16 protein-coding genes and 2 pseudogenes are annotated in these 19,828 nt (G+C 53.4%); 10 read left to right on the top strand and 8 right to left on the bottom strand.

Translation table 11 applies throughout. The features are described from left to right. Nucleotides 1-48 precede the first annotated feature (48 nt). Nucleotides 49-534 (top strand): RrF2 family transcriptional regulator, encoded by a 486-nt coding sequence (locus J9880_RS22295; protein WP_095925763.1) that lies wholly within the window; start codon nucleotides 49-51, stop codon nucleotides 532-534. Nucleotides 535-646: 112 nt separating this feature from the next. Here the strand turns inward: J9880_RS22295 and oqxB are convergent, their stop codons facing one another. Next, the gene (oqxB, locus tag J9880_RS22290; RefSeq protein ID WP_095925762.1) at nucleotides 647-3,799 is read right to left on the bottom strand and encodes a multidrug efflux RND transporter permease subunit OqxB; all 3,153 of its coding nucleotides are present in this window, start codon (nucleotides 3,797-3,799) and stop codon (nucleotides 647-649) included. A gap of 16 nt (nucleotides 3,800-3,815) precedes the next feature. Next, nucleotides 3,816-5,036, bottom strand: a complete 1,221-nt coding sequence (locus tag J9880_RS22285) for an efflux RND transporter periplasmic adaptor subunit (RefSeq protein WP_408637251.1) — start codon at nucleotides 5,034-5,036, stop codon at nucleotides 3,816-3,818. A 360-nt stretch (nucleotides 5,037-5,396) separates the two neighbouring features. Between J9880_RS22285 and J9880_RS22280 the strand changes: the two genes are divergently transcribed. The 5 genes and pseudogenes from J9880_RS22280 to J9880_RS22260 all read left to right on the top strand — a co-directional run bounded on the left by J9880_RS22280 (nucleotide 5,397) and on the right by J9880_RS22260 (nucleotide 8,943). Next, nucleotides 5,397-5,753 carry a helix-turn-helix domain-containing protein gene (locus J9880_RS22280; RefSeq protein WP_095925761.1) on the top strand — a complete coding sequence of 119 codons (357 nt, stop codon included), beginning with the start codon at nucleotides 5,397-5,399 and terminating at the stop codon, nucleotides 5,751-5,753. A 578-nt stretch (nucleotides 5,754-6,331) separates the two neighbouring features. Continuing rightward, nucleotides 6,332-6,922 (top strand): hypothetical protein, encoded by a 591-nt coding sequence (locus J9880_RS22275; RefSeq protein ID WP_232770804.1) that lies wholly within the window; start codon nucleotides 6,332-6,334, stop codon nucleotides 6,920-6,922. A 145-nt stretch (nucleotides 6,923-7,067) separates the two neighbouring features. Continuing rightward, nucleotides 7,068-7,284, top strand: a pseudogene (locus J9880_RS22270) (Tn3 family transposase); the annotation flags it as partial. Between the two features lie 185 nt (nucleotides 7,285-7,469). Then, a complete protein-coding gene (gene kduD / locus J9880_RS22265) occupies nucleotides 7,470-8,231 on the top strand; it encodes a 2-dehydro-3-deoxy-D-gluconate 5-dehydrogenase KduD (RefSeq protein ID WP_232770802.1) in 762 nt (253 codons plus the stop codon). A 73-nt stretch (nucleotides 8,232-8,304) separates the two neighbouring features. After that, nucleotides 8,305-8,943: an RpiB/LacA/LacB family sugar-phosphate isomerase gene (locus J9880_RS22260; RefSeq protein ID WP_095925758.1), complete on the top strand. Its 639-nt coding sequence runs from the start codon at nucleotides 8,305-8,307 to the stop codon at nucleotides 8,941-8,943. A gap of 77 nt (nucleotides 8,944-9,020) precedes the next feature. Here J9880_RS22260 and J9880_RS22255 read toward each other — a convergent pair whose 3' ends face one another. Both J9880_RS22255 and J9880_RS22250 read right to left on the bottom strand, forming a co-directional pair. Next, nucleotides 9,021-9,341, bottom strand: a complete 321-nt coding sequence (locus J9880_RS22255; RefSeq protein ID WP_014341967.1) for a cupin domain-containing protein — start codon at nucleotides 9,339-9,341, stop codon at nucleotides 9,021-9,023. A gap of 3 nt (nucleotides 9,342-9,344) precedes the next feature. Next, nucleotides 9,345-10,526 (bottom strand): oligogalacturonate lyase family protein, encoded by a 1,182-nt coding sequence (locus tag J9880_RS22250; protein ID WP_095925757.1) that lies wholly within the window; start codon nucleotides 10,524-10,526, stop codon nucleotides 9,345-9,347. Between the two features lie 292 nt (nucleotides 10,527-10,818). Between J9880_RS22250 and proP the strand changes: the two genes are divergently transcribed. The 3 genes from proP (at nucleotide 10,819) to J9880_RS22235 (ending at nucleotide 14,712) form a co-directional block, all read left to right on the top strand. Continuing rightward, nucleotides 10,819-12,321, top strand: coding sequence for a glycine betaine/L-proline transporter ProP (gene proP, locus J9880_RS22245; protein ID WP_095925756.1), 1,503 nt, complete (start codon nucleotides 10,819-10,821; stop codon nucleotides 12,319-12,321). A gap of 133 nt (nucleotides 12,322-12,454) precedes the next feature. Beyond that, nucleotides 12,455-13,936, top strand: a complete 1,482-nt coding sequence (gene amyA / locus J9880_RS22240; protein ID WP_095925755.1) for an alpha-amylase — start codon at nucleotides 12,455-12,457, stop codon at nucleotides 13,934-13,936. Nucleotides 13,937-14,106: 170 nt separating this feature from the next. Beyond that, nucleotides 14,107-14,712, top strand: a complete 606-nt coding sequence (locus J9880_RS22235; RefSeq protein WP_133822309.1) for a helix-turn-helix transcriptional regulator — start codon at nucleotides 14,107-14,109, stop codon at nucleotides 14,710-14,712. On the opposite strand, the gene J9880_RS22230 is transcribed toward J9880_RS22235, so the two are convergent. From J9880_RS22230 to J9880_RS22220, 3 genes are read right to left on the bottom strand one after another with little or no spacing between them, the layout of a single operon-like run. Then, on the bottom strand, nucleotides 14,709-16,049 hold the full coding sequence (locus tag J9880_RS22230; protein WP_232770799.1) for a hypothetical protein: 1,341 nt from the start codon (nucleotides 16,047-16,049) through the stop codon (nucleotides 14,709-14,711). The genes J9880_RS22235 and J9880_RS22230 overlap by 4 nt on opposite strands. A gap of 43 nt (nucleotides 16,050-16,092) precedes the next feature. Further along, nucleotides 16,093-16,650 (bottom strand): J domain-containing protein, encoded by a 558-nt coding sequence (locus J9880_RS22225; RefSeq protein ID WP_232770798.1) that lies wholly within the window; start codon nucleotides 16,648-16,650, stop codon nucleotides 16,093-16,095. Nucleotides 16,651-16,654: 4 nt separating this feature from the next. Further along, nucleotides 16,655-18,340, bottom strand: coding sequence for an Hsp70 family protein (locus J9880_RS22220; RefSeq protein ID WP_095925751.1), 1,686 nt, complete (start codon nucleotides 18,338-18,340; stop codon nucleotides 16,655-16,657). Between the two features lie 131 nt (nucleotides 18,341-18,471). On the opposite strand from J9880_RS22220, the pseudogene J9880_RS22215 reads away from it, so the two are divergent. Then, nucleotides 18,472-18,612: pseudogene (locus J9880_RS22215) on the top strand (type 1 glutamine amidotransferase domain-containing protein); the annotation flags it as partial. Nucleotides 18,613-18,676: 64 nt separating this feature from the next. Here J9880_RS22215 and fbaB read toward each other — a convergent pair. Then, nucleotides 18,677-19,726: a class I fructose-bisphosphate aldolase gene (fbaB, locus tag J9880_RS22210; protein WP_131693099.1), complete on the bottom strand. Its 1,050-nt coding sequence runs from the start codon at nucleotides 19,724-19,726 to the stop codon at nucleotides 18,677-18,679. Nucleotides 19,727-19,828 lie beyond the last annotated feature (102 nt).

Raw genomic sequence — 19,828 nt, 5'->3', positions numbered from 1 at the left:
TCTGTGATACGGTGCTTAACCTAAGACTTGGTTTCTCAGGACAATGACATGTTAGATTATCGCTTTCCGACAGCTATGCAGATGGTGTTTTGTATCGCTCAGTCCCAAAAGGCTGGCCAGCGTTGCACCAGTGCGATTTTAGCAACGGGTCTGGAAGCCAACTCCAGCTTTATTCGCAAACTGATGGTGCCGCTCACGCAGCACGGCATTATCGTCTCCACCCTTGGACGCACCGGCTCGATTACCCTTGGCCGCCCGGCGGAAGACATCTCCCTTCGCGACATCTATTGTGCCGTCATTGAAGATAAACGTCTGTGGGCCGCGCGCCCTGATGTGCCTGCTCGTTGTGTCGTCAGCGCCAATGCCTGCACTTACTTCAAGAATATCGTCAGCGAAGCAGAAGAGGCATCATTTCAGGTGTTAGCGCGTCACACGGTGGCTGACGCACTGGCTGAATTTGAACGCGGCGGCAAGTACAAGTGCACGAAAGATTTAGCGGCGGAATACGACAACAGTTCGCTTTGCTCTAAATAGCCCACTGAAAAAACCAGGACGTCTGGTTACTTACTTTTCAGAAAAAAGCACATAAGAAAGCCGGGATAATCTCCCGGCTTTTTGCGTTTTACTTATCTTAACTTTTTACGGTTTACGCGGTTTGCGTTTCCAATACCTCTTTCTTACGTGTTACCAGCTTACGCAGTGCAACATAGAAAACAGGCGTCAGGAACAGACCGAACAAGGTGACGCCGAGCATCCCGGAGAACACCGTAATCCCGGTCACACCGCGCACTTCAGCACCGGCACCATGGCCCAGGATCAGCGGGATGGTCCCGGCGATAAACGCAATGGAGGTCATCACGATAGGGCGCAGACGCAGGCGACATGCCTCAAGCGCAGATTCGATAATGCCTTTACCCTGCAATTCCAGCTCGCGGGCAAATTCAACAATCAGAATCGCGTTCTTACACGCCAGTCCCATCAGGACGACCAGCCCGACCTGCACAAACACGTTATTGTCACCTCCGGTCAGCCACACGCCAAACAGCGCCGAGAGCATGGTCATAGGCACAATCAGGATCACCGCCAGCGGCAGCGTCCAGCTTTCGTACAAGGCGGCCAGCACCAGAAACGCCAGCAAGACGGACATCGGGAAGACAATCAGCGCCGCATTCCCCTGCGTGGATTGCTGATAACTCAGGTCGGTCCATTCGATATTCATCCCGTTCGGCAGCAGGTTCTTCGACATCGCGGTCAGCTCCGTCATCGCCTGTGCTGAAGAAAGAATACGCGGATCCGCATCACCGATTAAGTCTGCCGCCGGATAACCGTTATAGCGGATCACCGGATCAGGGCCGTAGGTGGTCGTGATATTCAGCATGCTGCCAATCGGCACCATTTCGCCTTTATCGTTGCGTGTGCGCAGATTCGCGATGTCTTCCACGCTGTCTCGGAACTGACCATCAGCCTGCGCCATCACTTTCCATGTACGGCCGAAACGGTTGAAATCATTGATATAGGACGAGCCGAGATACACCTGCAATGTGCTGAACAGTTCATCCAGCGATACACCCTGAGCTTTGGCTTTGTCACGATCGATATGCGCGTCGAGCTGCGGCACATTCGCCTGATACGAGGAAATCGGATACCCCATTCCCGGCGTCTGCATGATGGCACCGGACATGGTATTTATCGCGGTTTGCAACGCGCCATATCCCAGCCCTGCACGATCCTGCACATACAGCGAATAACCAGAACCCTGACCTAAGCCGAGGATCGGTGGCGGCATGATAGAGAAGGCGAACCCTTCCTGAATCTGCGAGATCTTGGCATTAATTTCGGCGTTAATCTCCGCTGCCGTACGGGTACGTTCGCTCAGCGGTTTCAGCGCGAAGAACACCGTGCCGGTATTGGGCGTATTGGTGAACTGCAACGCATTCAGACCGGGGAACGCCACCGCGTCAATTACGCCATCGGTGCTCAGCCCCATTGCGCTGATTTTGCGGATCACCGCATCCGTGCGCGACAGTGACGCGCCTTCCGGCATTTTCACCCCGGCAATCAGATACAGTTTATCCTGCGTCGGAATAAAGCCCCCGGGCACCGCTTTGAACATAAAGGCGGCGGCACACAACAGCAGAATATAGACACCAAAGACAGCGCCACGGCGTCCCAGTGTTTTCGACACAGCATTCTGATAACGGTGAGAACTGGCGTTAAAGAACCGGTTGAACGGACGGAAAATCCAGCCAAACAGACGGTCGATTAAACGTGACGGCATATCTTTCGGTGCGCCGTGCGATTTCAGCAACAGTGCCGCCAGGGCAGGGGAAAGCGTCAGGGAGTTGATGGCCGAGATCACGGTTGAAATGGCGATGGTGACCGCAAATTGTTTATAGAACTGACCGGTCACGCCGGACAGAAACGCCATCGGCACAAACACCGCACACAATACCAGCGCGATAGCCACGATTGGCCCGGACACTTCGCGCATCGCCTGATGCGCGGCGTCCCTCGGCGCGAGTCCTTCCTCGATATTTCGCTCGACGTTTTCCACCACCACAATGGCATCATCGACCACGATACCTATCGCCAGCACCAGTCCGAACAAACTGAGCGTGTTAAGTGAAAAACCGAGCAAATAGAGAATACTGAAGGTGCCGATCACCGAAATCGGCACGGCCAGCAACGGAATGATCGACGCACGCCAGGTTTGCAGGAACAGAATAACCACCAGCACCACCAGCACCACGGCTTCCAGCAGGGTATGCACCACCGCACTGATGGAATCGCGGACAAACACCGTCGGATCATACGGCGCACGCCAGGTCATCCCTTCCGGGAAACGGGTCGACAGTTCTGCCATTTTGGCACGTACAGCGTCGGACAAATCAATCGCATTGGCGCCCGGCGACTGGAAAATACCAATCCCTACCGCATCTTTATTATTGAGCTGAGAGCGCAGGGCATAACTGCCTGATCCCATTTCGATACGGGCAACGTCACGCAGGCGGACAATTTCGCCATTATCACCGCTTTTCAGGATGATTTTGCCGAATTCATCTTCATCTTTCAGGCGTCCCTGGGCATTGATGGACAGCAGGTAATCGCTGTCCTTCGGCATCGGTTCCGCACCCAGCTGACCGGCAGAGACCTGCACGTTCTGTTCCTGCATCGCCTTGACGATATCTGACGCGGTCAGCCCGCGCGCGGCGACCTTGTTCGGATCGAGCCAGACGCGCATGGCATATTCACCGGCACCAAATATCTGGATCTGCCCGACACCCGGCAAACGCGCCAGCTCGTCTTTCACTTTCAGCGTCGCGTAGTTGCTCAGATACAGCGAGTCATATTTGCCGGAAGGAGACACCAGATGCACCACCAGCGTTAAGGTTGGCGATTGCTTTTGCGTGGTCACGCCCTGACGGCGCACATCTTCCGGCAGCCGCGCTTCGGCCTGCGCCACGCGGTTTTGCACCTGCACCTGTGCCTGATCGGGATCTGTGCCTGGACGGAAAGTCACGGTGGTCACCAGCACACCGTCAGAACCGGCAACAGATTTCATGTACACCATGTTTTCAACGCCGTTGATGGCTTCTTCCAGCGGCGTCGCCACGGTTTCAGCAATCACTTTCGGGTTAGCACCCGGATATTCAGCGCGGACCTGCACGCTCGGCGGCACGACATTCGGGTATTCACTGACCGGCAGCAGGGGAATGGCGATCGCCCCGGTGACCAGAATTAAAATCGACAAGACAGCCGCAAAAATCGGCCTGTCGATGAAAAAGCGGGAAAAGTCCATGAGTCAGAATTCTCTTTTATTGAACGGCAGAAGGCGCGGAAGTCACCGTATTGGCGGCCATGCTGACTGTTTTGGCATTGACAGGCATACCCGGCATAAACACTTTCTGCACACCGTCGATAATGACGCGGTCACCCGCCTGCAAGCCTTTTTGCACGATACGCAATCCGCCGGACATACGGCCGACTTCCACATCGCGACGCTGAGCCTTGCCGTCCTTATCCACCACATAGACGAATTTGCGGTCCTGATCGGTCAGCACGGCTTTATCGTCCACCAGCATGGCGTTGAATTGCGCGCTGCCCGGCATCTGTACCCGGGCGAATAAACCCGGCGTAAAGGTGCGGTCACGGTTATCCAGCAGGGCGCGCATTCGGATGGTGCCGGTGCCGGAATTCAGCTGGTTATCGGTGAAATCCACCACGCCCTGATGCGGATAACCATTTTCGCCCACCAGACCGACATGCACCGGCAGACGGCTTTGTGGCGTATCGCTGAGCCTGGCGTCGCGGGCCATGGCCTGATAACGCAGGAAAGTCCCTTCATCCACATCGAAGTACACGTACACGGTATCGAGCGACACCAGCGTCGTCAGCACACTCGCGCTGTCGCCTGCGGTCACCAGATTGCCGGTAGTGATCATCGCGCGGCTGGCGCGTCCATCAATCGGCGAGGTCACGCGGGTAAAATCGAGATTCAGTTGCGCCATATCGAGCTGGGCCTGGGCGGCCAGCACATCCGACTGCGCCTGAGAGGCGGCAGAGCGGCGCTGTTCGGCGATTTCTTTCGATACGGCGAAGGTGCCGATCAGTTTTTCAGTACGGGCAGATTCGCTTCTTGCCAGACTGGCCTGATTGCGCGCACGCACCAGTTCAGCCTGAGCCTGCTCCTGCGCGGCCCGGTAGGTGCGGTCATCAATGGTGAACAGCACCTGACCTTTCCTGACTTCCTCGCCTTCCTGATAATTCACTTTATCGATATAGCCGGACACGCGGGGGCGCAACTGAACACTTTGCACCGCCTCAACACGCCCGTTAAAAGCATCCCACTGGCTGATAGGTTTGATTAATACATCTGCCGCACTGACCTGCGGAGCAGGCGGTGCCGAGTTTTGCGCCACGCTGTTATCACACCCGGCAAGCAGGGCGACCATCAGCGCAACCCCTGAAAGGCGCAACGTCAAATGCGTACCGCCGGAGCGGCCGCGTACAACAACCTGTGATTTTTGCAGGTTCATCATTATTTTTATTTCCAGTGAGTAAGTGCTGTCAGGCAATACACCGGCCTGTCCGCCGGGTAACGTCCTTTGCCTGATCCGACTTTTTTGGGACTTGTGCCGTTCATCAGCACAATAATGTATCAAATACTGATACAATTGATTCGAGGGGATTGTAGGGATGCGCCTACTAAAGTGCAAGAATTACTGTTACACTTTCTGTGCTGTTTTACAGAACGTTTACGTCGGGGAACGAGACTATCCTGTAACAGGAAATTAAATGCAATAGTAAAACTTGCATTTAAACGAAAACTGCGTCAACGTATTAAAAGACGAGTCGCCCTCGGGGGGCGCAAACAATAAAAAAGCAGGAGAGTCTCCATGAGAACCGAGGATTTCATTCACGACCTGATCGACTGGATCGATCACAATCTGGAAGAACGTCTGGACATTAAAACCGTCGCCAAGCGGGCAGGCTACTCACGCTGGTATCTGCAACGCATGTTCAAAGAGCACACCGGCCTGCCGATGGGTGAATACATCCGAGAGAAAAAACTGAAAAAGTCTGCCGATATGCTGGCCAGCAGCGGCGAACCGATCGTCAGCGTGGCGATTTCGCTGGGCTTCGACTCTCAGCAGTCTTTCACCCGCAGCTTTAAACGACAGTTTGGTCAGACGCCTGGCGACTGGCGCCGTGGTTTGTCGCTTGCCACTGAATGTCAGGGCTGCCTGCACTAAAGGTTGCCTCCACTTATTCATTCTTCCCCTGAATAAGTGTGTACCGCTGGCCCGGCTTCCCTGCCGGGCAGTGAACTCTCTGTTACCGCCGTCATCTTCTTCATTTCTCTCATTATCCCAGTCGGATTTAGTCCTGTTGCTTCTCAGGTAGCCCTTCCAGCACAAAAAATCAATCCCTAAGTTGAATTAGGTATAATCTGACAAAACATGACGCTGTCACGCATTTAGCTCAAAAAATGTACCTGGCGTATGTTTCATACGGTTGGGCTTCAGTGCCGCATTTTTCCAGGATTAGCAGAATTAGAAGCCGCTCAAATTATTGCCAAACATATGAGGCAAGGCTGGTATTTCATCAACCCCGATTTTGTATTCAATGGTGACTGAGTCGCATTTACAGCGGTCATAGAGCGAAAAAGTAAACCGGAAGATGTAGATATTAAAGAATCAGAAAAACCTGAATAAATTAAGGCTGTATCACTGGAGTAGTAATACAGCTACTGGCTTAGTGCGACAGAAGTTGTGCCATTTTATTGTTATTAAATTAATAAATTGTTAGCCATATGATAAAGGAATAGGAAATGAATAATTATCTTTTTAACACCGCGTTGACCAAGCCCTTGTTGTGCGACCTGGATAAGCTGCGTCTGAAGCACGATCGATTTGAAGCTATAGATATTAAGCAAAAAGGGCCTTTGGAGTACGATATTGCAAAATATTGGTATAGAGCAATGCCAACCGATGAATACCAAATGCTTGAAGCTAAAAACAGACTTTACTTTATGGGTAACCCTGCAAAAAGTGAATCATATGGTGGGATTGCTACAAACTACAATTACGTTTCCAATTCAAAAGGTTATTTTGGCGCCCACCATCCAGCTGTTTACATTGTTGAGTTCGAAACGCCTTCTCCGGGGTATTTATATAAAATGTTTACTGCGGAGAATATTGTAGCACCTAAACCAGAGGGCGATGGCGGAAGTTATGGATTAGGACCTAAAGGAACGAATCATTTAGGACATGAAGTCATAAAAGGTAAGGCCGGGTTACTTTTCAATAATATGTTAGCTCGCGGAAATATTAAATGGCGCGTAGTCGCGGTTAAAACTGACTATATGGAAAATAAGTACAAAGAGCACATGGAGCACAAGAAGTTGTTAGCCAAGAGATAACAAAGGGATATGTTTCCAGGCGCCTGGGGTTGTAAGAGTTGTGTCGCATTTATAGAGTGAAGTCAGCAAAAGTTGTGATGCCCATTCAAGGCAATCATGCATCGGATATTTCTCCACCTCAGCGCCCCCGCGAAGAAAAAAGGTCGCCCCCCGCCAGGCTGATGCCAGTGAAGCGATATTCTGGCGGGTGGATAAATCGACAAATTACAGAACACTTGATGAGCCGGCCCGTGGATGTGCCGATCTGTCGAAGGCAGAAAATCAGTGGCATGAGATGATGAGAACAGCGGGTTCGCTGAACCTGAGCACCATCAATGCTTCCGAAATTCTTCTCACGACTGAAAAGCTCACGACCGTCAGGACGTGATCCACCCAACAAAAACCGACACCAAAGTTCATATAAATTGAAATGATGTTTCAATTTGTTGAGTTGCGCGAATTTTATCGTTAAACTTCCCTTCATCAGTTCGCCGCCGGGCCATGCCCGACAACCATCAGTCCTACGGAAAAGCGTATTTGCCTCCGTTTTATGAATAAAGGAAACATCATGATTCTGGATAATTTTTCTCTTCAGGTGAAAGTTGCGGTAGTGACCGGATGTGATACCGGTTTAGGTCAGGGTATGGCGCTCGGCCTCGCCGAAGCCGGTTGTGACATTGTCGGGATTAACATTGTCGAGCCAACAGAAACTATCGAGCGCGTGGGTGCCACTGGCCGTCGCTTCCTGAGCCTGACAGCCGATCTCAGCGACACCAAAGTGATCCCGGCATTGCTTGAGCGCGCGGTCGCAGAAATGGGTCATCTGGATATTCTGGTCAACAACGCCGGGATTATCCGTCGTGAAGATGCCATCGAGTTCAGTGAAAAGAACTGGGATGACGTGATGAACCTGAACATCAAGTCCGTATTCTTTATGTCACAGGCGGTGGCGAAACAATTTATTGCGCAAGGCACCGGCGGCAAAATCATTAATATCGCCTCGATGTTGTCCTATCAGGGCGGTATCCGCGTGCCTTCCTACACCGCGTCGAAAAGTGCCGTGATGGGTGTCACCCGTCTGCTGGCAAACGAATGGGCGAAACACAATATCAACGTGAACGCCATCGCGCCGGGATATATGGCCACCAACAACACCCAGCAACTGCGTGCCGATGAAGCGCGTAGCGAAGAGATCCTCGGCCGTATTCCTGCCGGTCGCTGGGGATTGCCATCCGACCTGATGGGGCCGGTCGTGTTCCTGTCTTCCCCGGCTTCCGACTATATTAATGGCTACACCATTGCCGTTGACGGCGGCTGGCTGGCGCGTTAATTCCGCCACCGGTTGATAACCTACCTATTTACAGACAGCAGCGGGTGACACCGCTGCCCAAAGAGGAAATCTCATGAAAATTGCATTGATGATGGAAAACAGCCAGGCCGCGAAAAACGCGATCATCCTGAAAGAACTCAACGCGGTCGCGTCGGAAAAAGAATATCCGGTGTACAACGTGGGCATGTCTGACGAGCAGGATCACCACCTGACTTACATTCATCTCGGCATCATGGCCAGCATTTTGCTCAATTCCAAAGCGGTTGATTTTGTGGTCGCGGGCTGCGGCACCGGGCAGGGCGCGCTGATGTCCCTGAACATTCATCCGGGTGTGAACTGCGGTTACTGTATCGACCCTGCGGATGCTTTTCTGTTCGCGCAAATTAACAACGGCAACGCATTATCCCTGCCGTTTGCCAAAGGTTTCGGCTGGGGCGCAGAACTGAACGTGCGTTTCATCTTCGAAAAAGCCTTTACCGGCGTGAAAGGTGAAGGTTATCCGGCTGACCGTAAAGAACCTCAGGTGCGCAATGCCGGCATTCTGAATCAGGTCAAAGCGGCGGTGGTGAAAGAAAACTATCTGGATACCCTGCGTGCCATCGATCCTGAGCTGGTGAAAACCGCCGTGACCGGTGAACGTTTCCAGAAATGCTTCTTCGAGAACTGCCAGAACAAAGAGATCGAAAACTTCGTGCGTGAAATCCTCGCATAAGATTTCGTTTTCAGCGTGACAAAAAAACCGGTGCCCCTGTGGCACCGGTTTTTTTATGCAAATCAAAAGATGACGGGTTAAAGGAAATCCTGCCGTTGCGGAGTGAAGGTATCCAGCAACACCCCTTTTTCCAGACATACGCAGCCGTGCATGATGTACGGTTTTTTATACAGCGTATCGCCTGCGCTCACTTCATGCGTTTCCTCACCGATGGTGAATTTAAACCGGCCGGACAACACGTAGGTCAGTTGTTCATGCACATGGTTATGCATCGGACCTACCGCACCTTCTTCAAAATACACTTCGACGGCCATCATGGTGCCGTCATGCGCCAGAACGCGACGGCTTACACCGTCGCCCAGATCCTGCAGGGGAATATCTTTTTTAAACGTGAACATCACTTAATCCTTTCTTAATGAGCTGAGCAGGGCATCCGGGATTTCCGCCAGATACAACGCGGGTTTGCCTTCGTAATCGGTGGTGAACAACACATGACGGTCATCCGGCGAGAAGGAAGGGTGCGGATGCGTGACCTGACGGTCGCCATCCAGCACACGCCATGAACTGTTGTGCGCGGCCAGCGGCGCATGCTGACGGGTTTCGGCGTCGAAAATATACAACCACGGATCGTTTTCAATGGTATGGCTGGCGGTATCTTTGACATCCACCGGCGTTCCCGAACCGTCGCCGACCAGCAGCGTGCCGTTCTCGTTACTCATCAGATGCGAGCAGGCGGGCATGGTCATCAGGCAAATATCTTCGCCGGTCTGCGGATCGAAACGGCGGATATGCCGGTCATGCTGGCCTTTCAGATAGGAAACATACACCAGCGCCGAACCGTCCGGCACCCAGAATTCATGCGTGCAGCTTTCACCCGGCGCATGTTCTTTGACCTTGCGCACATGACTACCGTCTTCATTCACCAGCCACATCCGCGCATCGACCAGATCGTGCGGGCCTTCGTGGCAGAATGCCACCGTGCTGTCATCAAACGGACGATAAATCGGGTGCCCCAGCCATTCGTTTTTCTCGTGGATCACGCGGGATTTGCCACTGAGTAAATCGACACGCAACAGGCGGCAATGCGGGTTGCTGTGATAAAACTCCTGGAAGATTTTCCAGTCGGACAGCGGTGTCCAGTCTTCACGGCTGATTTCGATCCCCACCAGGCTGGTGCATTCGCTGTTCGCCACCCAGGTGCCGTAGCCGACCCATTCTTCCGGCACGGTATAGACGGTTTTCTCGCTGAAATCAGCCAGTTTTACGCACTGCAAACTGCGCTCATTTTTGACGTAATAAAGCGACTGATCATCCGGTGACAGGAAGCCGCCAAAGGTGTTATCACCTTTGCCTTCGGTGAGCTGAACCGCTTTCTGCGTTTTGAGATCCAGCAGGTAATAGTTGCGGTTGCCGTCAAATTCACCGGCAAACAACAGCCGGTTGCCATCGCGGGTAAAACATTTCTGATAGAAATAGTTACGATGACACAACACATCCGGCGGCGTCAGACGCGTAACGCGGGCACCGGTCTGCGGATCCTGAACGGTGTGGAAACTAAATTGAATCTGAGAACCTTTTGCCATGATTCACCCCATAAGTAGCATGAAATCAGCCGTTGTTCCGGCTTCCTTTTCATTAATTAAAATGCAGTTTCATTAAATTGAAAACACATTACCACTTAGCGAAGCAAAACGGCGGCAGGGGAAAACAAAAATGTAAGGCTGATCACAAAATGGCAGCCTTTTGCTCCAACGCAAAAGCATCCTATAATGATATGGCTTGCTTAGAAATTATTGATACCTGAAATAGTTAAAGGGTACGAACAAAAATATCTCACGGTGAAATGTGGAGTATTTTAGAAAAGGGATGTAAAGGATGAGATTAAGAAAAAAACGTGTTAAACCGATGCAAATCAACGACATCACCATCATCGATGATACCAAGCTGAAAAAAGCCATTACCGCTGCCGCACTCGGTAACGCCATGGAGTGGTTCGATTTCGGTGTGTATGGTTTCGTGGCCTTCGCGTTAGGTCAGGTATTCTTCCCCGGCGCAGATCCCGGTATCCAGATGATTGCCGCACTGGCAACCTTCTCGGTTCCCTTCCTGGTCAGGCCTCTGGGCGGTCTGTTCTTCGGGGCGCTCGGCGACAAATTTGGCCGTCAGAAAGTGCTCTCCGTCACCATTATTATCATGTCCGTCAGTACCTTCTGTATCGGGCTGATACCGGGTTACGACTCGATCGGTATCTGGGCGCCGATCCTGCTGTTGCTGGCAAAACTGGCGCAGGGTTTCTCGGTCGGTGGCGAATACACCGGTGCGGCGATTTTCGTCGCAGAATACTCGCCGGACAGAAAACGCGGCTTCCTAGGCAGCTGGCTGGACTTCGGTTCTATCGCCGGATTTATCCTGGGTGCGGGCGTCGTGGTGCTGATTTCCAGCATTGTGGGTGAAGCGAACTTCCTCGAATGGGGCTGGCGTATTCCGTTCTTCATCGCCGCACCGCTGGGGCTGATCGGTATTTACCTGCGTCATGCGCTGGAAGAAACCCCGACGTTCCAGCAGCACGTGGACAAAATCGACAGCGATTCGCGTAAGGACATTGCAGAACCGCCGCGCGTATCTTTCCGCGAGATCCTGACCAAACAGTGGCGTCCGCTGATCATCTGCGTGGGCATGGTCATTGCCACCAACGTCACCTATTACATGCTGCTGACGTACATGCCAAGCTACCTGTCGCACAGCCTGCATTATTCGGAAGACCACGGTGTGCTGATCATCATCGCGATTATGGTCGGTATGCTGTTCGTCCAGCCGTTTATGGGGATGCTCAGTGACCGCTTTGGCCGTAAGCCCTTCGTGATCATCGGCAGTATCGGCCTGTTTATTCTGGCGATCCCGTGCTTCATCCTGATTAACAGTGATGTGATCGGGCTGATTTTCTTAGGGTTGCTGATCCTTGCGGTATTGCTGAACTGCTTCATCGGCGTGATGGCCTCGACCTTACCGGCGATGTTCCCGACGCATATCCGCTATAGTGCACTGGCGATTGCCTTTAACGTGTCGGTGCTGATTGCCGGTCTGACGCCAACCATCGCCGCCTGGCTGGTGGAAGCGACCAATAACCTCTACATGCCTGCCTATTACCTGATGGTGGTGGCGATGATTGGTCTGGTGACCGGTATCTTCATGAAAGAAACCGCCAACCGTCCGCTGAAAGGCGCGACGCCAGCGGCCTCTGACCGCGCGGAAGCCCGTGAGATCCTGCAGGAACATCACGACAATATCGAACATAAAATCGAAGATATTGACGCGCAGATCATCGAGCTGGAAGCCAAACGCAAAAACCTGATCGCGCAGCACCCTGATATCAACTGATTCAGATCTGACGCGCGCACAAAGCCGGTCACCTTGCTGACCGGCTTTTTTTTGCCTGAAGACCGGCTGCCGCCACATTTTTCCCGTTCCTGCTCCATACTTCATTTCCCGGTCACTCGAATGGAAAGCCTGTATGCAGAATCCTACGTTGTTTCAGTTCTTTCACTGGTATTACCCGGATGGCGGGAAACTCTGGCCAGAAGTGGCGGAAAAGGCGGCATGGCTGGCCGAAACAGGCATCACCGCCGTCTGGCTTCCGCCCGCTTATAAAGGCGATTCCGGCGGCTATTCGGTCGGTTATGACACCTATGATCTGTTTGATCTCGGCGAGTTTGACCAGAAGGGCAGCCGCGCCACCAAATATGGCGATAAAGAAGGGTTACTGGCGGCCATCAGTGCACTGAAAACGCATCAGCTTGGCGTGATCCTCGACGTGGTGCTCAATCACAAAATGGGCGCAGATGAGAAAGAGCGGGTACAGGTCAACCGCGTCAATATCGACAACCGCGAAGACATCAGCGATGACATCATCGAAGCCGATGCCTGGACACGTTTTATCTTTGCCGCCCGCAACGGCCAGCATTCTGAATTCATCTGGGATTACCATTGTTTCAGCGGTGTCGATCACATCGAAAATCCGGATGAACAGGGCATCTTCAAAATCATTAACGACTATACCGGCGGTGGCTGGAACGATCAGGTGGATGACGAATTCGGTAATTACGATTACCTGATGGGCGCCAACGTTGATTTTCGCAACAAGGCGGTGGATGAAGAGCTGAAATACTGGGCGCGCTGGCTGATGGAGCAAACGCAGTGCAGCGGTTTTCGTCTCGACGCCGTCAAACACATTCCTGCATGGTTCTACAAAGACTGGATCGACCATATTCAGGAGGTCGCGGAACAGCCGATGTTTATCGTCGCGGAATACTGGTCGCACGATGTGCCGACCCTGCAAAATTACATTGATCAGGTCGAGGGCAAAACCCTGCTGTTTGATGCTCCGCTGCAACTGAATTTCCATCATGCGTCAAAACAGGGGGCGGATTACAACCTGAGCACTGTTTTCGACAATACGCTGGTCGCCGCCGATCCGGCACATGCGGTGACGCTGGTCGCCAACCACGACACTCAGCCGTTGCAGTCACTGGAAGCGCCCATTGAGCCGTGGTTTAAACCGCTGGCTTATGCCCTGATCTTACTGCGTGAGCAGGGCGTGCCGATTGTGTTTTATCCGGACCTGTTGGGTGCGACCTATGAAGACGAAGGTGACGACGGCAACAGTTACACCATCGATATGCCGGTGATCCCGGGGCTGGAAACCTTAATCCGGGCACGGCAGACCTACGCCTGGGGCGCACAAACTGATTATCTGGATCACCCGAACTGCATCGCATTTGCCCGCAGCGGCACCGCTGAACATCCGGGCTGCGTGGTGGTGATGTCCAACAGCGAAGCGGGGGAGAAAACGCTGGAACTCGGTGAGCATTTCGCCCACAAAAAATGGCGTGACCTGCTGGAAAACCGCCAGGATATCGTTGAAAGCGACGGAGAGGGCAAGGCGTTATTTTATTGCGATGGCGGCAGTGTCAGCGTCTGGGTGCTGACAGAGTAAAGAAATTCTCAGGGGCGGAAATGATGCCGTGCCGCCCCTGATCCCGCCGGTGTAAAATTACACCTTAAAATTTCTTGAGGTTAAAAAGGAATATTAACAAAATTGACATCTCCTCATAAAACGCAGGGGCACTGCGCGGCGTTTTATATGTTAAATAACAGACGGATGTCATGATCAATATTATTTTTGAAGACCCTAATATGGCGTATCGTCTCGGCATGACGCATTTTCTAACCCAGATATTTGAGACGGAAAAGAATATGCAGGTGCAGATACAGGATCTGGACGAAAGCAATATCCCGTATGCTGACATTATCGTGAAACATTTCAGCGCGGGCGAAATCCATGTGTGTCCGCCGCTGTTGCAGGCCCGCCACGCGCACAGCCTGATCATCGGGGTTTATGATTGCCGGACCGTGCCGTTTACGGCAGACCTGCCGTTGTGCATTAGCAACATTATTTTTATCAATCGGCAATGTTCGCTGAACCGCATGAAAAAACTGATATTTAACGGCTGGGTGAACCGCACCAGCGGCATGCCCGGTCAGCTTCCGCGCAACTGTTCTCAATGCAATCATCAGATGCTGTCACCGATGCAAATTAATGTCGCCAAACATTTTCATCGCGGAAATGACGTGGACCAGATTGCCCGCGAAATGCGCATCGGGGTGAAATGCGTCAGTGCACATAAAAGAAAAATCATGTCTAAATTCAGCCTTAACTCGGATTCTGAATTATTAACCTGTCTGCGCTTTATAAAAAATAAAGTTTTTTAAGATAATCCGAAGGCGAGCAGCAGGGCGTAAATAAACAGTAAGAAAACAAAAGCGACGATCCCGACCACGCCCCGGGTTCTTCTCATCAGTTGCCACGGGAAAATCAGCAGAATGATCATGGCGTTTAGCGGCACGCCGTACCATTTCCAGTGTTTTGGCGCCATCATCCACAATACGCAAAAACTGCTGGCGCTGAGTACGCCATAATTGGTCACTGCCATCGCCAGATTTCCGGCATCGGGCTTAAATACCGAGAAAAAGCCCAGCAAGATTTTCACCATAATGGCGGTCGAAAGCACGGAGAATGCACTCACCGTGGCGCACCACAGACGCGGCTTGTGTCGCAGTTTCTGATCGAGAAAACTGTACCCGTGAATATATAACCCGACGAGCAGGATCAGACTTGCGCGTACCGGCCAGGGATTTGCGTGCTCGCGGGTCGCCAGCATGATCAGCAGTAACCAGAATCCGGTCAGGAAAACAGTGCCCCAGCTCAGGGCCAGCCGGGTTTCAGACAAGGTTTTCAGTAACACCGGATTCACGCGCGGCAGCAATACCGGATAATGCGTTCTGATCTCCCGGAGTTTATCGCGCAGCGAGGTCAGAAAATCCGGCACCAGTCTCGCCCACCAGGGCAGCGTCGCGCCTTCCACCGTCAGCAACCGCAGCCGTAAACGGTTTAACGCGGAGTCCTGATATTCCCGTGCCAGCACCGACCAGTAATAATTCGCGCCCGTCATGTCAATCTGCCGGTGCAGCGCGGCCAGACGCTGAGCGGAAATACCGCCCGGCTGATAGTGATCAATGTCCCAGCCCATGATGCCGGAAACCTTGATCAACAGGGCGGAATACAGTCCTTCACGCTCGCTGAGTTGTTTTGCCAGCGACTGACTGAATTGCTCGCGCAGATCCAGTGTGGGCAGGGCATCAGACGCCAGACAGGCAACCAGTTGCTGTAAACCTTCCGTTTCATCGTCCATCATCGCATCAACAATCTGCGGAATTTGCGCCAGCGCCACCCGGTTCGCCCGGGCTTTCGCTTTAAACGCCAGTCTGGCGGGATCTTCACGCACGACCACCGGCGCGGGTGAAACCGCTTCCGGCGCGGCGTCGGGCGCTTCGGTGTCGCCCGCCAGCCCCTGCGGAAACGGCGTGGTCCTTCCGGACGGAGGGCTGGCGTTTCTGGCCGCATCGAACGCTTCGCGCAGGCGCTGATAGCCTTGCGGGTCCTGATCAGGCCGCGTGTTTTTCAGCTGACGCGCATAGGCCTGTTTAATGAGGCTGAGATCCTGCGTCGGCGCAATGCCCAACACAGCCCATATTCCCTGATGACTCATTTCCCCTCCCGGAAGTAAAACCGCGCCCTGATTAACACCGGCTTCATGGCTTCAGCACCTGTCCGTGACGCCCCGCGCCGGTATGCTCAATCTGCTGATACATCGCGTCAAGCTGGTAGCCTGAAATCCCGTCAGGCTGATAATTATTGATCCCCCATTCCATCAGGGCCGCCACACTTTCCAGCAACGCCGGGGTCAGACCTTCGCGCTCTGCCAGTTCCCAGGCCAGTTGCTGGCTGAACATCTCGCGCAACTGCAGGTTTTGCAGCAACTCGCCCGACAGACAGTCCGCCAGTTGTTTCAGCCCGGCGTGTTCATTCTCCAGCAGCAGACTGGCCGTGGCAGAAACCTGATGGTGAACCTGCGTCCGGCGGATTAATCCCTCACCGGTGACAATCATCAGCGGGATGGGATTAGTGACAACGTCACTGACACCCCAAAATTGCTCGCCACGTTTGGCGGATTCAAACGCCTCACGCAGACGCTGATAGGCATCGGGATCCTGATCGGGCCGGGTGGTTTTCAGCTGACGGGCATAGGCACGCTTAATCACCGTCAGATCCTGCGTGGGTTCAATGCCAAGAACCGTCCAGATGCCCATCGTGTTATTCCCATTCCCGGCGCAGATGCACCAGCAGCGCCTCAAACTCCTTGCGCGCTGCGGCAATCAGCCGCGCATCCTGGGTATCCAGAACATGCTCAAAGCGATACAACTGATCGGCGATAAACTGACGCTGATCGCCGAGGCTTTGCTCGTAATAAGCGTTGGCTTCCGCCACTAACTGGCGGTTAACCAGTTGATCGCGCGGATGCTGTTTGATGGCTTCCAGTTTCAGCAGACTTTCCGTGATTTGCGCAGGCGTCAGGCTACCCGGCGCTTTCTCGATCACCAGTTTTTCCACCAGACCGGTGCTGGTGATTTTGCATTCCACTTCCAGAATACCGTCGAGGGTGTAAGTGAAACGCACGTCGGCGGTCATTTCACCCGCCGGACGCGGCGGCACATCCACCGTCAGCGACCCCAGCAGAATGTTGTCAGCCACCCGCCGCGCTTCGCCCTGATACACCGACAGATTCAGATGCGTTTGCTGATCGGAAATCGTCACAATGGATTCCACCCGGCTGACCGGCACAAAGCTGTTTCGCTCGATCAGCGGAAGGAAGTGACCGTCTTCGTAGCCGTCGCCTTTCGGACGCGAAATCCCGATACCGAGCGTAAAGGGCATCACATCCGTCAGAACGATATCGTCCAGCGCCTGATCCTGTAGCGCCAGACCGGCCTGAATACCGGCACCGAGCGCAATGGCTTCGTCCGGTTGCAGTTCGCTGCGCGGGAAGCGTCCGAACAGACGGGCGACCGCCTGACGCACCAGCGGCATACGCGTCGCACCGCCGACCAGCACCACGTGATCCACTTCATCGGCGGAGAATTTGGCATCGCGCAGCGCCTGAATCACCGGCTTTTTCATCCGTTCCAGCGTGCTTTCGCAACACTGCGCCAGCACGCCGCTGGTCAGCGTCCAGTTCAGCGACTGGCCTTTCCACTGGTATCTGATCGTGGTGCTCTCTTCAGTCGTCAGCTGGCATTTGGCTTTCTCCGCCAGCGTCACCAGTTGCCCGAACAGCGCGGTATCGTCTTTATTCAGTTGCGGATATTGCGCCAGCATCCAGCTGACCAGACTGCGGGTAAAATCGTCACCGCCGAGGAACACGTCACCGCTGCTGGCGCGCACTTCGATCACGCCTTCGAACATATCAATGATCGACACATCAAAGGTGCCGCCGCCGAGATCGAACACCAGGAATTTCTGTTCCTGCTGATTGACCAGCCCGTACGCCAGCGAGGCAGCGGTCGGCTCATTGAGCAGACGCTCGACGTGCAGCCCGGCCAGTTCACCGGCGGCTTTTACGGCTTTACGCTGAATATCATTAAAATAGGCGGGGACGGTGATGATCGCGCGATCCACCTGCACGCCGCAGTATTGCTCGACATCCGCTTTCAGGCTGCGCAGCAGCAGGGCGGAGAGTTCTTCTGCGCGAAAGGTTTGCTGACCGAGACGGAACGGATGCTCCGTCCCCATAAAACGTTTGAAGCTGGAAAGGGTAAGATCCGGATGCGTAAATAAACGCGCATGCGCGGGTGCGCCGACCAGAATATGGCCGTCGTCATCCAGTCCGACCACAGAAGGCGTCAGGTTTTTGCCGTAGACGTTAGGCACCAGAACCGACTGACCGTCCTGCCAGATGGCGACTGCGCAGTTTGACGTACCTAAATCTATCCCAATTAACATCCGTATCACTCCGCAAGTGGGGTCTGAATACAACCGAAAGAACTTTCATCGGCCGAATTTACAGAAAGTTGAGGAGATTTTAGCGTTTCTGCGAATTAAATCCTCACAAAAAACTTACATTTAGCCGTTAGCTGACACAGATGGGCGGAGTGTATTCGAAAGGGGCCGACTGGGGATCTTACGTGGTACGCGACGGTCTGCTGATCACCGGTCAGAATCCGGGGTCTTCCGCTGAAGCCGCCGTCCTGCTAACTGAACAACTGAACAAATAACCGCGTGTCATAAAAATGGCCGGAAGCGCAATCTTCCGGCCATCGTCATCATGAAAATTCAGGGTCAGGCGATCGTGACCTTCTTGTCAGCATACACATCCTGAACGGCGTTAATTAACGCCACGCCTTCTTTCATAGATTTCTTAAAGGCTTTACGCCCCAGAATCAACCCCATCCCGCCAGCGCGTTTATTGATCACCGCCGTGCGCACGGATTCCTGAATATCATTTTCACCCGCCGCACCGCCGGAGTTTATCAGCCCGGCACGGCCCATATAGCAGTTCGCCAGCTGATAGCGCACCAGATCTATCGGATGATCGGTGGTAAGTTTCGAATAGACGCGATCATCGGTATAGCCAAATTTAACCGCCGTATAGCCGCCGTTATTTTCCGCCATCTTCTGTTTAACAATGTCGGCCCCGATGGTGGCGGCCAGATGGTTGGCCTGTCCGGTCAAGTCAGCGCTGGAGTGGTAATCCTTACCGTCTTTCACAAACTCCGGATTGCGCAGATACGCCCACAACACGGTCACCATGCCCAGTTCATGCGCACGCTCAAAGGCGGCAGAGATTTCTTCAATCTGGCGGCGGGACTGTTCGGAACCAAAATAGATGGTTGCCCCCACGGCCTGCGCGCCAAGATTAAACGCCTGTTCCACGCTGGCGTACAGCGTCTGGTCATATTGCGTCGGGTAGCTCAGGGTTTCGTTGTGGTTAAGTTTGACCAGGAATGGAATTTTATGTGCGTAGCGGCGGGAGACCGAGGCCAGCACGCCATAGGTTGACGCCACGCAGTTACAGCCCGCTTCGATGGCCAGTTCGACAATGTTTTTCGGATCGAAATACAGCGGGTTGGCGGCGAACGACGCCCCCGCCGAGTGCTCAACCCCCTGATCGACCGGCAGGATCGACAGATAACCGGTGCCGGCTAAACGTCCGGTGTTATACAAATTTTGCATCGCGGCCAGCACGCGCGGCGACCGGTTGTTGTCGATCATCACGCGATCAACAAAATCGGCACCGGGAAGATAAAGCTGATCGGAGGTGATGGTGGAACATTGATGCTGAAGGAGTGAATCGGCTTCTTTGCCTAGTAACGTTGCGATATCAGTCATAATGGACTCCGTTTCTGTTCTGTGCAGAGGCACAAAACGGTGAATGATATTTCCTTACCCCACTAGGTATAGACGGATTACGCCAGATTTGTGTAACGCATG

The organism is Rahnella victoriana (assembly GCF_021276285.1).
GTDB lineage: Bacteria > Pseudomonadota > Gammaproteobacteria > Enterobacterales > Enterobacteriaceae > Rahnella > Rahnella victoriana.
This window is presented reverse-complemented; position numbering and strand designations above follow the sequence as displayed.